The following is a 1,460-nucleotide window of genomic DNA, read 5'->3' on the forward strand; positions in this document are numbered from 1 at the left end:
GGCCACGTCCCGTCAAGTGGTGTACGACGTTGACTGCGTCATCCTCGCTTGACGTTTATGCGGCTGCGGCGATGGCGATCACCTCCTTGGGTTCGTCGGCCGGCGGCTCGGTGCGCGCTTTGGCGATGGATTCGACGCTCATGTAGCGGCGGCTGGCGACGGCCCATTCGTCGTTCTGCTCGGCGAGGACGGCGCCGACGAGGCGGATGATCGCGGCGCGGTCGGGGAAGATGCCGACGACGTCGGTGCGGCGGCGGATCTCCTTGTTGAGCCGCTCGAGCGAGTTGTTGCTCCAGAGCTGCCGCCAGTGCTCCTTCGGGAAGCTGGTGAAGGCGAGCAGATCCGTTTCCGCTTCCGCCAGCAGCGCCGCCGCGTCGGGGAAGCTCGTCTCGAGCTGGTCGACGATCCGGGCGTGCTGCTCGCGGACCATCTCGGCGTCGGGCTGCGCGAAGATCGTCCTGACCATCGCCGCCACGAACGACTGGGCGCTCTTGGGCACCCTGGTGAGCAGGTTGCGCATGAAGTGGGTGCGGCAACGCTGCCAAGCCGCGCCCGGCAGGGTGGCCGCGATCGCGTCGACGAGGCCGGGGTGGGCGTCGCTGGTCACGAGTTGAACGCCGCTGAGCCCGCGCGCAACCAGTGAGCGTAGGAACGCGAGCCAGGCGGCGCCGTCCTCGCTCGTGACGACGTCGAGGCCCAATGACTCGCGGAAGCCGTCCCTGTTGACGCCGACGGCGTGGACGACGCAGACGTTGACGGTGCGGCCGCCCTCGCGGCACTTCACCACCAACGCATCGAGCGTCACGTAGGCGTAGGGGGCTCCGTCCAGGGGGCGGCTGCGGAAGTCCTCCACGATCTGATCGAGCGACTTCGCCAACCTCGAGACCTGGCTCTTCGACATCCGCTCGACCCCGAGCTGCTGCACCAGCTTCTCGACCCGCCGAGTCGAGACGCCGGCGAGATAGGCGTCGGCGATCACCGACACGAACGCCTGCTCGGCCCGCCGCCGCGGCTGCAAAAGCCAGTCGGGGAAGTAGCTGCCCTCCCGCAGCTTCGGCACCGCGAGCTCGATCGAGCCGACCCGTGTGTCCCACTCACGCTCGCGGTAGCCGTTACGCCGGTTGACCCGCTCCGGCGACCGCTCCCCGTAGCCGGCACCACAGACCGCGTCCGCGTCGGCGCTCATCATCGCCTCCGCCATCTCCTTCACCATCGCCCGCAACAGATCCGGGTGCGCCTCCTGCAGCTGCTTGCGCAACCAGACCGACACGTCCATCGTGTGCTCGACCACCGTGCTCCTCCTCTACGAGTGTCTTCCAGGACCTCGCGAGGATGACACGGTGGTCAGCTACCACCCCGACCCGCCGCAACTGCTCCGCGCTCGCCTACGGCTCGCGCTCCACAGCAGCGGCGGAAAGAATCTCAACCGGCTCGTACACCACAAGCTGGGACGCTACTCG

The 1,460-nt window shown here is 68.4% G+C and carries 1 protein-coding gene; it reads right to left on the reverse strand.

The features are described from left to right. Positions 1–55 precede the first annotated feature (55 nt). Positions 56–1,276, reverse strand: coding sequence for an IS256 family transposase (locus tag Gocc_RS15545; protein WP_114797490.1), 1,221 nt, complete (start codon positions 1,274–1,276; stop codon positions 56–58). Between the last annotated feature and the right edge of the window lie 184 nt (positions 1,277–1,460).

The sequence above is a fragment of the Gaiella occulta genome (assembly GCF_003351045.1).
Lineage (GTDB): Bacteria > Actinomycetota > Thermoleophilia > Gaiellales > Gaiellaceae > Gaiella > Gaiella occulta.